1 pseudogene is annotated in these 223 nt (G+C 67.3%); it reads left to right on the top strand.

Annotated features, from left to right (window positions below):
• Window positions 1–223: pseudogene (locus tag ACEPPI_RS41080) on the top strand (ISAzo13 family transposase); the annotation flags it as partial.

Genomic DNA, 223 nt, shown 5'->3' with positions numbered 1-223 from the left:
CCGTCGCGGATCTGCTGCGAGAGGAAGGCTTCAGTCTGCAGGCCAACGTCAAGACGCTCGAGGGCAGCCAGCACGTCGACCGGGACGCACAGTTCCGCTACCTCAACGAGCAAGCCCGCGGGCATCGGGATGCCGGCCAGCCGGTCATCAGCGTGGACACCAAGAAGAAGGAGCTCGTCGGCGAGTTCAGGAACGACGGCCGCCAGTGGCGCCCGGCCGGTGA

Source organism: Streptomyces sp. AB3(2024), assembly GCF_041862025.1.
GTDB lineage: Bacteria > Actinomycetota > Actinomycetes > Streptomycetales > Streptomycetaceae > Streptomyces.
This window is presented reverse-complemented; position numbering and strand designations above follow the sequence as displayed.